General features: G+C 51.8%; 12 protein-coding genes. 9 read left to right on the top strand and 3 right to left on the bottom strand.

What is annotated here, in order from left to right; genetic code table 11:
• Positions 1 to 725 (top strand): nucleoside triphosphate pyrophosphohydrolase (gene mazG, locus VGJ94_17120; GenBank protein HEY3278339.1); only part of this gene is annotated, 725 nt, incomplete at its 5' end.
• A 14-nt stretch (positions 726 to 739) separates the two neighbouring features.
• Here mazG and VGJ94_17115 read toward each other — a convergent pair.
• Positions 740 to 943: a cold-shock protein gene (locus VGJ94_17115; GenBank protein HEY3278338.1), complete on the bottom strand. Its 204-nt coding sequence runs from the start codon at positions 941 to 943 to the stop codon at positions 740 to 742.
• Between the two features lie 361 nt (positions 944 to 1,304).
• On the opposite strand from VGJ94_17115, the gene cobA reads away from it, so the two are divergent.
• The gene (gene cobA, locus VGJ94_17110) at positions 1,305 to 2,801 is read left to right on the top strand and encodes a uroporphyrinogen-III C-methyltransferase (GenBank protein ID HEY3278337.1); all 1,497 of its coding nucleotides are present in this window, start codon (positions 1,305 to 1,307) and stop codon (positions 2,799 to 2,801) included.
• Positions 2,802 to 2,896: 95 nt separating this feature from the next.
• On the opposite strand, the gene VGJ94_17105 is transcribed toward cobA, so the two are convergent.
• Positions 2,897 to 3,052, bottom strand: coding sequence for a hypothetical protein (locus VGJ94_17105; GenBank protein ID HEY3278336.1), 156 nt, complete (start codon positions 3,050 to 3,052; stop codon positions 2,897 to 2,899).
• The gene (locus VGJ94_17100; protein HEY3278335.1) at positions 3,053 to 3,370 is read right to left on the bottom strand and encodes a zinc ribbon domain-containing protein; all 318 of its coding nucleotides are present in this window, start codon (positions 3,368 to 3,370) and stop codon (positions 3,053 to 3,055) included.
• 344 nt (positions 3,371 to 3,714) lie between these two features.
• On the opposite strand from VGJ94_17100, the gene cysC reads away from it, so the two are divergent.
• From cysC to VGJ94_17065, 7 genes are all read left to right on the top strand, one after another.
• On the top strand, positions 3,715 to 4,341 hold the full coding sequence (gene cysC / locus VGJ94_17095) for an adenylyl-sulfate kinase (protein ID HEY3278334.1): 627 nt from the start codon (positions 3,715 to 3,717) through the stop codon (positions 4,339 to 4,341).
• On the top strand, positions 4,338 to 5,222 hold the full coding sequence (gene cysD / locus VGJ94_17090) for a sulfate adenylyltransferase subunit CysD (GenBank protein HEY3278333.1): 885 nt from the start codon (positions 4,338 to 4,340) through the stop codon (positions 5,220 to 5,222). The genes cysC and cysD overlap by 4 nt, the downstream gene beginning before the upstream one ends.
• 35 nt (positions 5,223 to 5,257) lie before the next feature.
• A complete protein-coding gene (locus tag VGJ94_17085) occupies positions 5,258 to 7,060 on the top strand; it encodes a GTP-binding protein (protein HEY3278332.1) in 1,803 nt (600 codons plus the stop codon).
• 86 nt (positions 7,061 to 7,146) lie between these two features.
• Positions 7,147 to 8,484 (top strand): flippase, encoded by a 1,338-nt coding sequence (locus tag VGJ94_17080; GenBank protein ID HEY3278331.1) that lies wholly within the window; start codon positions 7,147 to 7,149, stop codon positions 8,482 to 8,484.
• Positions 8,481 to 9,470 carry a sulfotransferase gene (locus tag VGJ94_17075; protein HEY3278330.1) on the top strand — a complete coding sequence of 330 codons (990 nt, stop codon included), beginning with the start codon at positions 8,481 to 8,483 and terminating at the stop codon, positions 9,468 to 9,470. Before VGJ94_17080 ends, VGJ94_17075 begins: the two co-directional genes overlap by 4 nt.
• Positions 9,471 to 9,474: 4 nt before the next feature.
• Complete coding sequence (gene asnB, locus VGJ94_17070) at positions 9,475 to 11,394, top strand: asparagine synthase (glutamine-hydrolyzing) (protein ID HEY3278329.1); 1,920 nt, start codon at positions 9,475 to 9,477, stop codon at positions 11,392 to 11,394.
• A complete protein-coding gene (locus tag VGJ94_17065; GenBank protein HEY3278328.1) occupies positions 11,394 to 12,503 on the top strand; it encodes a DegT/DnrJ/EryC1/StrS family aminotransferase in 1,110 nt (369 codons plus the stop codon). Before asnB ends, VGJ94_17065 begins: the two co-directional genes overlap by 1 nt.
• Positions 12,504 to 12,508: the final 5 nt, after the last annotated feature.

The following is a 12,508-nucleotide window of genomic DNA, read 5'->3' as shown; positions in this document are numbered from 1 at the left end:
TGGAGACCCTGAGAGGGGGTAAGGGCTGCCCCTGGGATAAGAAGCAAACGGTGAAGGAGTTCAAGACCTATCTCCTTGAGGAAGTATACGAGTTGATCGATGCGATAGAAAAGGATGATTATTCCGCCATGGAGGAGGAATTGGGGGACCTACTCTTCCATATTGTATTTATCGCTCAGATCTGCAGGGAAGATGGCCGGTTCGACATACGGGAGGTAGTCTCCCGCGTATATGAAAAGATGTACCGCAGGCATCCCCATGTATTCGGAGACGCTTCCGGCGATATGCCTGTCGATTTGAGATGGGAAGAGATTAAAAAGAAAGAGAAAGAAAACTATTCACCCCTTGCCGATGTGCCGAGAGTGATGCCCGCACTACTTCGCGCCTCGATCATCTCGCGGAGAGCCGCCAAAGTCGGCTTTGATTGGCCTGAAATAGAGGATATCTATAAAAAATTGACGGAAGAGATAGGGGAGCTGAAAGAGGCGGAAAAATCGGGATCAAAAGAAGCCGTGCGGGAAGAGATCGGTGACCTGCTCTTTACCGTAGTAAATATCTCGAGGTTTCAGGGCATAGACCCGGAAGACGCTCTCAGGTTTACGTGCGATAAATTTATCAGAAGATTCAGCTACATTGAAACAATGACAGACGTAGAAAAAGCCTCTCTCGCGACAATGGACAGGCTTTGGAATGAGGCTAAGAATAATGAAAAAGGGAGAGATTAGTCTCCCTCCCTCTTCTATTCAGCCTTCACCACATTGGCGGCCTGAGGACCTTTCGGGCCTTTGACTATCTCGAATTCTACCCGTTCCCCGGTCTTCAATGATTTAAAGCCATTCTGCTTGATTGCAGAAAAATGGACGAATACGTCCTCCCCACTGTCCTGCTCGATAAACCCGTACCCTTTGGAATCGTTGAACCACTTTACCTTACCTACTGGCATACTACTGGACTCCTTTCATTAGTTGGTATTAAAGCAATTGTGCTTTAAATTAATATTATTCTCATTGGAAAAGATGTGTCAAGCGAAATCTTGACAAAGGGGAAAATATTTCTTCATCCGCGTAAAAACGGGGGAAAACCGCACAGGCTTGAAATTGGAAGGGCTATTTCTGTATACGAAGGTGTAACACAAATGTGTACGAATGTAGTTGAACTGTCCCACGGTCTCGGTCCCTCGTTGCGCGGCGAAAGAAGAATCTTGCTTTGGTAAAGAAATAAGTGTTTGAACCTCGCAATGTTCCCACGTATAATGTGTGGTATCCGTGAAGCCAGGCGGAAAATAATTCACAGGATGAGAATGGATGGGTAAAGTATATCTAGTAGGCGCCGGTCCAGGCGACCCAAAGCTGATTACCGTAAAAGGAAGGGAGGTGATCCGCCGGGCCGATACCGTCATATATGATTATCTTGCCCACAAGGATATTCTTGCTTTTGCGAGAGCGGACGCGGAGGTTATTTATGTGGGAAAACAGGCATCCCGCCACGCGATGTCTCAGGACGGGATCAACGCGCTTCTCGTGGAGAAGGCTCTGCTCCGGGAGACGGTAGTGCGGCTTAAAGGCGGCGACCCCTATATCTTCGGAAGAGGGGGAGAGGAGGCTGCCTATCTTGCAGAGCGGGCCATTCAATTTGAGGTTGTCCCCGGGATAACCTCGGCCATCGCGGTCCCGGCCTATGCAGGTATCCCCCTGACATACCGGGGTTACGCCTCGACCGTTGCATTTATCACCGGGCACGAGGATGAGCGTAAAGAGGCTTCGGCTATACGATGGCACGAGTTGGCGACCGGAATCGATACCCTTGTATTTCTTATGGGAATGAAGCATCTGGGGGAGATCGCGCGGAGACTGATCGAGGAGGGCAGGGACCCTGATACGGATGCCTGTGTAATCCAGTGGGGCACTTTGCCAACCCAGAGGTCCGTCACCGGGCCGCTTAAGGATATCGAACGGTTGGTTGGAGAGGCGGGAATAAGTCCGCCGGGAATAATCGTGGTCGGCGCGGTCATAAGCCTGAAGGAGAAGCTCGGATGGTTCGAGAGGCGGCCCCTTTTCGGAAAACGGGTGGCGGTTACCAGGGCATCTCACCAATCAGCAAAACTGGGTGAATTGCTGGTGGAAAGAGGGGCCGAGGTAATCTATGCGCCCACCATAGAGATAGTACCCATCGAGCCCAACCTGCCTTTATCGGCAGCCATAGAAGGGCTGAAAGACTACTTTTGCATAATCTTTACGAGCGTGAACGGGGCCTCAATTTTTTTTGAAGCCCTTCGAAAGCAGGGAAAAGACTCAAGGAGCCTGGGGCCGGCGAAGGTCCTTCCCATCGGCACGGCAACCGCGCGATTCCTGGAGAGCCGCGGCATTGTGCCGGACCATATGCCTCACGAATTTACCCAGGAAGGGATTGTGAGGGTTCTCGACGAGGTGGGGGTGAAGGGGCGCAGGTTTCTTCTGCCCCGAGCGGAAGAGGGGCGGGATGTGGTGACGAAATATATACAGGATGGAGGCGGTGTCTGCGATCAGATACCCATATATAGAACCGAACTCCCCCGGCGGCCGGAGGCTTTTGCCTCGAAACCGGACATCATTACCTTTACCAGTTCATCAACGGTGCGGAATTTTATGACCCTCTATGGCGCGGATGTTCTGAAAGAAGGGCTTATCGCATCCATCGGCCCTATTACTACCGAGACGTTGCGGAAATACGGGATCGAGCCTCATATCACCGCTTCGCGATATGACATCCAGGGGCTCGTGGATGCCGTTACCCTCGATGCACTGCAGAGAAAGGACCTATAGAAGAGAAACTTTCACACGGTTCTTTTTGCCAGTTTTTGGGGAGGCTGGATGAGACCGGACGTTGAAGAGGCATCGGGTCCGGTCCCCTGAAGCTTTTAGGCTTTGATGTCCTTGACTTTTCGCTTCACGATCTTTCCCTTGTCGTGGGGAAAATCAGCTTTGATATAGACCGTCTTCTCAAACAGAGTCTCTACTATCCCTTCCATCTCTTTCTTCGCAAAAGCAAATTTTACTTTGTCTCCGATTTTCATTTATCCTCCAGTCTGTCCCGCGCTTGTCGTCTCGGTTTTAGTTTTAGTTTCCGTTACAGTCTCCGTCTTTGTCTCCGTGACTGTTTCAGCGGCTGATTCTTCCTTTTTCTCCTTGTGCTTGCCCCCGACGGAATCCACGGGCTTTTTATAATCGGTTACATACCACCCTGTACCCTTCAGATGGAAAGAGCACTGGGAAATCAGCTTCGCAAGCGTGCCCCCGCAGGCGCGGCATTCGGACAGAGGGTCATCCGCGATCTTTTGAAATATCTCAAAAGTCTTTCCGCACTTTGTGCACTTGTACTCGTAGATAGGCATAACTCATCCTCCAAAAAATCACATGTTCTATTAATATAATCCGATTTCACGGCCCCCGTCAAGAATAGTTAAGGAACCGCGGCCTTGCGCGCCGCGAACAGGGGGTGCGGCTTCTGGAGGCGGCCTTCTTGTCTCTAGACTTTGGCGGACAGGAGTGATAAGATTCAACATCGCGAATTCCATCTTTAATCAGGTTGCAAGGGTTTGCGGGTTGAGGTATAATTTCGGGCCGGTTTTCCGTGCATTCCCAGGTATCAGATTGGTTCCGGTAATCGCGCGAGGGCGGTAGCCTGTGCGAAGAAGGGCTGCGCCGCGAAAAGGATGTGCCTGTTTCAGAACAAAACATGGGAATTGAAACCATAGAACCCCACCTGACCAGCCACATAGGTATCATAGGAAGAAATGCGAGACGTGAGCGTAACGGCCACGGATCTCTGATCGTCTGGTTTACCGGTTTGTCAGGCTCCGGCAAGTCCACCCTGGCATACAGGCTTGAAGAGAGGCTCTTTCACAGATCGATAACTACCTATGTCCTCGATGGGGACAATATACGAATGGGACTCAATAAAGACCTTGGGTTCAGTGCTGCAGACAGGGAAGAAAACATAAGAAGGATCGGCGAAACCGCGAAAATATTGATGGATGCGGGGATCATCGCCATCACTTCCTTTATTTCCCCCTATAGAAAGGACCGGCAAGGGGTAAGAAAAATGGTCGAGAAAGAGGAGTTCGTGGAAATTTACGTGAAATGCCCTCTGCAGGTGTGCCGGGCTCGGGATGTAAAAGGTCTCTATGCAAAAGCAGAGCAGGGCATCATCACCAATTTTACAGGCATAGGGGATATCTACGAGGAGCCGGAGCACCCGGAGCTCGTCATAGAAACAGATAATACCGGAATTGATGAAGGGGTGGAGAAGGTCCTGGTCTATCTGGAAAGGACCGGATCCATTCCGATACTTGGGGGCGCATGATGGATCACCTTGAGCAGCTTGAAAATCTGAGTGTCCATATACTCCGGGAGGCGTACGCCAACTTCAAGAGCCTGGGGATGCTCTGGTCCATAGGCAAGGATAGCACCGTTCTCCTGTGGCTGGCACGAAAGGCCTTCTTCGGCCATGTGCCTTTCCCCCTTATACATATCGATACCCATTATAAGATACCTGAGATGATCGAATATCGCGATCGCCTTACCAGGGAATGGAAGCTCCAGATGATTTACGGAATGAATGAAGATGCCCTTTCGCGACGCCAGACGTTCCCTGACGGACAAGTGGACCGGATCACCTGTTGCCGGCTTCTGAAGACCGAGGCGCTCAAGAGCACCATCAGCGGTGAAGGGCGGCGTTACAGGTTCGATCATGAGAAGGGAGATTATGTAATAGACAGAAATACGGATGCTTTTACAGGAATTATCGTGGGCGTCAGATCGGACGAGGAGGGCTCGCGTTCGAAAGAGCGTTATTTTTCACCGAGGGACAAAGAAAACCTTTGGGATGTGGGGGATCAGCCCCCCGAGTTCTGGAGCCAGTTCAAAACCGATTTTAAACCCGGGACCCATGTGCGGATTCATCCGCTCCTCGACTGGACCGAGCTTAACATCTGGGAATATATCGAAAGGGAGCGGATTCCCACGGTCTCCCTCTATTACGACCAGGGGGAAGGGAAGCGATACCGTTCCCTCGGATGCTATCCCTGCACCTACCCGATTGATTCCGAATCCCGCACTATCGGGGAGATCATATTGGAGCTCAAAAGCGGTAAATTGAAAAACGTTGCCGAGAGGTCGGGACGGGCACAGGATAAGGATGACGGAGGCGGATTGGAGACATTGCGTCGTGACGGATACATGTGATGGTCCGCGCTCATTGGCTCTCCCGATTAGGGTGAATGATGAAAGCTGAAGAGGAACATATTAGTCTTGCCATTGTGGGACATGTCGATCACGGGAAGAGTACCGTGCTTGGAAGACTTCTCGCCGATACGGGCTCTCTGCCCGAAGGGAAGATCGAACAGATCAGGGCAAATTGCGAAAGGAATTCCAAGCCTTTTGAATATGCTTTTTTGATCGATGCCCTGAAGGACGAGCAGTCCCAGGGAATAACCATCGACTCCGCACGGGTCTTCTTCAAGACGAAGAAAAGGAATTATACCCTTATAGACGCGCCCGGTCATATCGAGTTTCTCAAGAATATGGTTACCGGGGCTTCAAGGGCTGAAGCCGCATTTCTCGTGATCGATGCCGAAGAGGGGGTCCGGGAAAACTCGCGACGCCACGGGTATCTGCTTTCGATGCTGGGGATCGCCCAGGCCGCCATTATCGTGAATAAAATGGACCTTGTGGGCTTCGACAGGTCGATCTATGAACGGATCGTTACTGAGTACACGGAATTTCTGGCGCGGATCGGGATTACGCCCCTCTGCTTCCTTCCCGCAAGCGCGAGGACGGGCGAGGGCATCGCGCATTTCCAGGGCTCGATGCCCTGGTATAAAGGACCTACTGTTCTCGAGGTACTCGACACCTTCATAAAGGAAGAACCGCCGACCGCAAAACCATTTCGCATGCCCGTGCAGGACATCTATAAATTCACGGGTTTCGGCGACAGCAGAAGGATTATCGCGGGAACCGCCCTTGCGGGTTCCGCCCGGATAGGCGATGAGATAGTATTCTATCCCTCGGGTAAAAAAGGCAGGATCAATACGATCGAATCGTTCAATACGGAAGCGAGGACGGAGATTCAGGCGGGCCAGGCCTCAGGTTTCACTCTCGATGAGCAGATATATGTAGCCAGAGGTGAACTGGCGGCCAAGGCGGGCGAGTCGAGGCCCCGGGTGACGACTCGTCTGAGGATCAATCTGTTCTGGCTCGGCAAGGAACCGTTCCGTAAGAAAACCGAATATATCCTCAAGCTGGGTACATCCCGGGTAGCAGTATTCGTAGAGGAGATAACGAGGGTCGTGAATGCATCCGATCTTCATTCCGATACCGACAGGGAAATGGTGGAAAGGCACGAAGTGGCCGACTGCATACTCAAGTGCAATCGCGCCGTGGCCTTTGACCTGTCCCAGGATTCGGCCCTCACCGGTAGGTTCGTGATCGTAGATGATTACGAGATCTCGGGCGGAGGCATTATCCGGGAAGCCCTTGAGGATAAACAGGCATGGGTCAGGGATAAGGTCTTTGAGAGGGAGTATAAATGGGAGAGAAGTGCCATTTCCCTGGAGATGCGGGCTGAAAAGTATAATCAGAAGCCGACGCTGATCATTATCACAGGACAGAAGAACGCCGGGAAGAAGCCCGTGGCGAAAGCCCTGGAGGGCAGGCTTTTCTCCGACGGCAAGATTGTCTACTTCCTGGGCATCGGGAACGTCCTCTATGGGATAGACGCTGATATCAAAGGGACGGGGAATAAGAGGGAGGAGCACATCCGGCGCTTGTCGGAGGCGACGAACCTTCTCCTCGATGCGGGCGTCATCGTGTTGGCCACTGCCATCGAGCTTACAAGGGATGATCTGGAGATAATAAGAACGGTCATCGAGCCGGAGCGTATCGGAGTGGTCTGGACGGGCGATCCGGTGACCACCGATATCCCCTGTGACCTAATTATTCCCGAGCCGAGAAATACGGAAGAATCGGTCAGTTTGATAAAAACCCTGATGCAGGACCGGGGGATCATATTCAGACCCTGGTAGGCCTGCAATATAGCCGTTTCCACACTCGTCCGATCTGTTCCCAACCAAGAATGGTTAACCGCAGAACAGCGATATTTTCCCGTTTGTTGACGCTCATTCTTCCCATGGACTGGGGAGCGGCAACAAACGGTCTAAAGAGATATTCCTCCAATACAGGCTGGCTCCTTTTCGAAAAAGCCTTTGCGGCGTTCCTCTCTTTTCTGGTCGGAGTGTATGTAATACGATACCTGGGGCCGGTTAACTTCGGCATATTTAGCTATGCATTGAGCTTCGTAAGTCTCTTTTCAGGCGTGGCGGCCCTGGGTCTCGACAGCATTGTGGTTCGCGATTTAGTCCAGAATGAAGACCGGAACGATGAGCTTCTCGGCACCGCGTTCGTGCTTAAACTCTTCGGTGCGTTGCTTGTCCTGATAGTCCTTCTCTCCATACTTGCATTCAAGCCTTACGATAGCCTGACGAGCTGGGCAGTATTTATCATCGCCTTTGCATCCGTATTTCAATCGATTTTTGTGATAGATTTCTTCTTTCAGTCCCGGGTTCTGTCGAAGTATCCCGTATGGGTGAGATGTTTTTCGTCGGTCATTGGATCGGCGTTCAAAATTATCCTGATCTTCAACCATGCCTCTCTCATCTGGTTTGCTTTTGCGGTGACACTCGAAAACAGCGTGATGGCACTGGGATTTATCATTGTATATAAAAAGCTTGGCGCCACCATGCGCTTGTGGCGGTTCAGGACCGTGACGGCAACAAGGCTCCTTAAAGATTCGTGGCCTCTCATTCTATCAGGCGTTGCCATATCACTTTATATGAGGCTCGACCAGGTGTTGATAAGGAGCATGCTCGATGCAAAAGCGGTCGGCATATATGCGGTAGCGGTAAACCTCACCGAGATATGGTATTTCATTCCGACTATTGTGGTAAGCTCCCTGTTCCCAGCCATAATAAATGCAAAGAAGGGAGACCCCGCGCTGTATTTGAACCTGCTTCAGAGACTCCACGACGTGTTTTTCATGATTGCCTTCGTAATAGGTATAGCCGTCTCCCTTTGCTCCGGAATAATCATCAACACCCTTTTCGGCGAGAGTTTCATGGGCGCCCGGGTGGTCCTCATTATATACATATGGTCCGTAGTATTCGTATTCCAGGGAGGGATCAGGGGCCATTTCCTTATTCTCGAGAATGAGCAACAGATCGGGCTCTGGTTCAGAATCCTCGCTATTCTGGTCAATACGGGGCTCAACCTTGTTATGATCCCGAGATACGGCATCGTGGGCGCTGCAGTGGCGACCCTTCTCTCTTACAGCCTGCCCGTCTATCTCGCCTCAATCTTTCACCCCGTACTGAGGGTGAACCTTCTCATGTGCCTGAGATCCTATATCCTCCCTTTCCGGCTCGCCTATTATGGGAGAAGTGTCCTTAAATGATCGTGAACATCTGCTGCAGCGGATCGTCGGGCAGCACTTTCTTCTCTAACCTGCTCAATAGGCATCCGGATATTGTATGCGGGGAAGAGATGGGCCTTTTTTCAAAACCTATCCTATACGATGACTTCGATCGTCTGAAAAGGTGGTCCTTTATAATTCGGAGGGTTGGGGTGCCGAGCAACCCCTATTTCGAGGACCGCTCTCTTCTCAGAAATCCGGAGTCTTTTTCGCTCACCCGGAGCAGGATTTGGGAGATGCTGGTGACGTCGGAGGATGGCCCGGCCTTTGTACAAAAGCTTAAAGTGCACATCTTTTCTCTTACGGGAAAGAAGATATGGGGAGAAAAGACCCCGGAAAATATTTACGCTATCGACCGGTTTCTCAGAGCTTTTGTCGATTCAAAGGTAATTCACATAGTGAGGGACCCCAGAGATACCATCCTCTCCCTGATGAGGCGGGGTCTTACCGTGGAAAGAGCAGCGGAAGTCTGGCTTACCTCCGTTGCCGCGATCTGGAAGCACAGGCAGGACCCGAGGGTGCAGGAGATCAGATACGAAGACCTTGTCCTGGAGACGGAAAGTACCCTTCGGCAGGTATGCGGACATTTGGGTGTGGAGTTCGACATGAGGCTATTTCTTGACAGCGGGGGCGAGAGCAGGGGCATCACGAGAGCCGAAGGGCTTGACACATGGGCCTCGAAGCCGTCAGAAGGTATTTCTGCAAATTCTATAGGCAAATACGATAAGAGCGGAGTTGTTTTACTGGATAGGGTATATTCCATGACCCTTACCGAGGGATTTGCGGCGCTCCTGGGGGCCCCCCGATTCACGCTGGCCCGGTTGGCCTCTGAGTATGGCTACATCCTCGACGACTCCCGGCACAAGTGCCTGGGGGGGCGAGTGAAACCGCAGAAACGGAAACTCCATCTCGCTTTGCTGGATGCGATGCTCGGAATTCCTCGTCCCGCAACCAGGGTAGTATACTGAATATATGTGCGGTATAACGGGATATTATCATTCGACCTGTTTGGGGACCGCCGATCTAAAAGCCATGACGGATGCCCTGAGTCACCGGGGCCCGGATGATGAAGGTCAATACTCGGATGAGTCCACGGGCACGGGCCTGGGCCATCGGAGGCTTTCCATAATCGATCTGAGCCCTTCAGGTCATCAACCCATGACCTATCGCGATTCACGGCTTTGGATAGTTTTTAACGGTGAGATTTACAATTTCCTTGAAATCAGAAGAGAACTGGAAACAAAAGGCCATTCTTTCGTGTCCGATTCCGACACGGAGGTAATCCTCGCGGCGTACACGGAATGGGCAACCGATTGCTTTTCTCTTTTTAATGGCATGTGGGCCGTTGCGATTTATGATGAGAAAAAGGGAGATCTCTTTCTCTGTCGTGATCGGTACGGGATCAAGCCTCTCTACTATTACACCGATAATCGCCAACTAATCTTCGGCTCCGAATATAAGTCATTTCTTGCCATAGCCGGAAAAATAGGATTGAAATGGGACGCAAGGGCGCTCAAGACTTCTCTCATTAGCGCATTTCAACTGGAAAGCTCCGGCCATACGCTTTTTGAGAATGTCTATAATCTGCTCCCCGGTCATTACCTGAAGATCAACGAATCGGGTATTGAAATGTCTCGCTGGTGGAATACGCTTGATCATCTGGTCGAATGTCCCCGAAGCCTTGATGATCAGGCGGCTCTTTTCCGGGACCTCTTTATCGATTCCTGCCGGTTGAGGCTACGAAGCGACGTCCCTGTCGGCACATCGTTGAGTGGGGGACTCGATTCGAGCAGCGTCCTGGCAGCGGTCTCTCTTCTCGGAAATCAAAGGGGCCGCGCCGAGCGCAGCGCTGAAGATTGGCAGCGCACGTTCATCCATACCTTCGACGGCACGGCGCTCGACGAAAAGCACTATGCCGACATGGTGGCAGACAGTGTAGGGGCGAAAAAGATTTATGTCTCTGCGGAACCGGAAGATTTCTGCCGCCATGTCGATGATGTCCTTTATTCTTTTGAGAGTATTTATGAGGGAATGCCGGACAGTGCATGGCGTGTGTATCAGGCACAGAGAAAGAACGGGGTGGTGGTATCCCTCGACGGTCACGGAGCGGACGAGGCCCTCGGCGGCTACAACTGGTATCTCAGCTCCGCAATGGAGAACCGCCCGGTTCTTTCCCGCTCTTATTGGTCGTTGCTGCGACAGCAGAAAGAGATGTACGGCACCTCGGTACCCCCTCTTTTCGCCCTCAAGGCCATACTCAGATCTATCCCCCTCGCGAGACAGGCATATCGGTGGGCGGCGCGTTCCGTGACCGTAAATCCCCTCGTGCCTGATTTCATGTCACGGGCCGCGCGGAAGATTGAGCCTTATCCCGAGGTGATCTCTTCTCTTCCGGATGGCTTCGGTGCATTGAACAGTGTCCTCTATCAGGATTTTCACCATCTGATCCTCCCGAGGATTCTCAAGAATTTCGATACCGTGTCGATGGCGCATGGGGTGGAGGTGCGGATGCCCTTCATGGATTACAGGCTGGTGAACTACATCTTCTCCCTGCCCGGGCAGAGTAAGATCGGCGGAGGCTATTCGAAGCTTGTTTTGAGGCAGGCAATGGCAGGCTTACTCCCGGAAGAAATCAGGCTGAGAAAAACGAAAATAGGTTTCAATTCGCCCTTGCCGGACTGGCTAAAGGGCATCCTGCGTCCGTGGGTAGAGGACGTTCTCGGCAGCGAGAGCCCCCTGCGGGGACTAATCGACATGGGGAAGCTTGGGGAATACTATTCTGCCAAAGTAGCTACAGGTAAGATCGGATGGGATGAGGGGCTCACCTTCTGGAAATATCTCAATGCCCTAAGGCTGACAAAAATAATGAACGGTGTGAAAGGAGCGTTTTAATGGAAAGACTGACTATACCCTTCGTGGATCTAAAGGCCCAGTATCTCTCTATAAAGAGGGAGGTCGATGAGGCCATTGAAAACGTGATTGCAAAATCCTCGTTTATAGGAGGGGATTATGTGAAATCCTTTGAGCGCAATTTCTCCGCTTATGTTGGAGCCAGACATTGTATCGGCGTAGGTAACGGGACGGACGCACTCGCAATTTCCCTCAAATGCGCGGGAGTGAAATCCGGGGATGAGGTGATAACTGCTGCAAATACCTTTATAGCCACCTCGGAGGCTATTACCCTCGCGGGAGGACGGCCGGTCTTCGTCGATTGCGATCCCGTGACCTTCAACATAGATGCCCAAAAAATTGAAGAACGCATTACCGAAAGAACGAAGGCGATCGTTCCGGTCCACCTTTATGGGCAACCGGCAGACATGGAAGGGATAGGCATGATCGCGAAGAAACATAACCTCAGGGTAATTGAAGACGCTGCCCAGGCGCACGGGGCCTCCCTGGGGGAAAGAAAAGTCGGCACCCTCGGCGACTGCGCATGCTTCAGTTTTTTCCCCGGGAAGAATCTCGGTGCCTATGGGGACGGCGGGGCCGTGGTCACGGACAACGATGATCTCGCGAAAATGGTGCGGATGTATGCGAACCACGGCAGATTGGATAAATTCGGCCATGAATTCGAGGGAACGAATAGCAGGCTTGACGGGCTTCAGGCTGCAATCCTTGATGTGAAGCTGAAGCATCTAGAAGAATGGACGGCCAGGAGAATCGCCGTTGCAGGGGCATATGATAGAGGGCTCGCCGGAATATGTGTCACTCCGGAAAAGCGCGCGGGGGTGAAGCACGTCTATCATCTTTATGTAATAAGAGTAAAAGAGAGAGAGAAGGTGAAGGCTGCCCTGGAAGAGCGAGGGATCGCGACGGGGATTCATTATCCTATTCCTCTGCCCTATCTCAAGGCGTACGAGTACATGAGGAGCACGCCCGAGGATTACCCAGTCTCTTATTCAATGAAGGATCAAATTCTGAGCATCCCCATGCACGGGAGCATGACGGAAGAACACGTGTCGTACGTTATAGACCAAATAAAGAATGTTCTGGGATTTTAAGGGGG

This window comes from Syntrophorhabdaceae bacterium, from assembly GCA_036504895.1.
Classification (GTDB): domain Bacteria; phylum Desulfobacterota; class Syntrophorhabdia; order Syntrophorhabdales; family Syntrophorhabdaceae; genus PNOM01.
Note: the sequence above shows the minus strand (reverse complement) of the source record. Positions and strands in the feature narration are given on the sequence as shown.

Coding starts and splice junctions, on each gene's coding strand:
- cysC (HEY3278334.1), top strand. CDS start 3,715: ATGGGAATTGAAACCATAGAACCCCACCTGACCAGCCACATAGGTATC.
- VGJ94_17100 (HEY3278335.1), bottom strand. CDS start 3,370: ATGCCTATCTACGAGTACAAGTGCACAAAGTGCGGAAAGACTTTTGAG.
- VGJ94_17065 (HEY3278328.1), top strand. CDS start 11,394: ATGGAAAGACTGACTATACCCTTCGTGGATCTAAAGGCCCAGTATCTC.
- VGJ94_17075 (HEY3278330.1), top strand. CDS start 8,481: ATGATCGTGAACATCTGCTGCAGCGGATCGTCGGGCAGCACTTTCTTC.
- cobA (HEY3278337.1), top strand. CDS start 1,305: ATGGGTAAAGTATATCTAGTAGGCGCCGGTCCAGGCGACCCAAAGCTG.
- VGJ94_17115 (HEY3278338.1), bottom strand. CDS start 943: ATGCCAGTAGGTAAGGTAAAGTGGTTCAACGATTCCAAAGGGTACGGG.
- VGJ94_17105 (HEY3278336.1), bottom strand. CDS start 3,052: ATGAAAATCGGAGACAAAGTAAAATTTGCTTTTGCGAAGAAAGAGATG.
- cysD (HEY3278333.1), top strand. CDS start 4,338: ATGATGGATCACCTTGAGCAGCTTGAAAATCTGAGTGTCCATATACTC.
- asnB (HEY3278329.1), top strand. CDS start 9,475: ATGTGCGGTATAACGGGATATTATCATTCGACCTGTTTGGGGACCGCC.
- VGJ94_17085 (HEY3278332.1), top strand. CDS start 5,258: ATGATGAAAGCTGAAGAGGAACATATTAGTCTTGCCATTGTGGGACAT.